This is a genomic window from Geobacillus sp. DSP4a (assembly GCF_013096875.1).
Classification (GTDB): domain Bacteria; phylum Bacillota; class Bacilli; order Bacillales; family Anoxybacillaceae; genus Geobacillus; species Geobacillus thermophilus.
Genome location: NZ_SDLD01000221.1, coordinates 1 through 404, shown reverse-complemented (window position 1 = coordinate 404; position 404 = coordinate 1). Strand labels below are relative to the sequence as shown.

Annotated in this window: 2 pseudogenes; both read left to right on the top strand. The window is 38.1% G+C overall.

Annotation, left to right across the window (positions count from 1 at the left end):
• Positions 1 to 244 (top strand): annotated as a pseudogene (locus tag ETC02_RS17090) (hypothetical protein); the annotation flags it as partial.
• Between the two features lie 2 nt (positions 245 to 246).
• A pseudogene (locus ETC02_RS17085) lies at positions 247 to 404 on the top strand (recombinase RecT); the annotation flags it as partial.

Here is a 404-nt window from a genome sequence, read left to right as displayed (position 1 = left end):
ATACTTGCTTATTAAAGAACAGATCTCAGAGCTTCAAAGCCAGGCAAAAGAATTAGAGAACCAAATCAAACATGAAATGAAGGATGCAGAGTATGGGTTTATCGGTAACTATCAAGCTTGCTGGAAGCCTGTTGTCTCAAATCGAATTGACACGAAAAAGCTCAAAGACCAGTTTCCGGATGTATACGAGAAAGTTAAAAAGGAAACTCATTTCAGACGTTTTGGAATCAAGGAGGTTAGCTGATTATGGCTACTAATCAATCAATTAAAAACAACATCCAAAAGAAACAAAAAAACGTACCTGTGCAACAACAAGGAGCAACAATGAAAGGGCTACTTTCCTCACCATCTGTTATTAAACGATTTGAGGAAGTGTTAGGGAAGAGGGCTACACAGTTTACTGC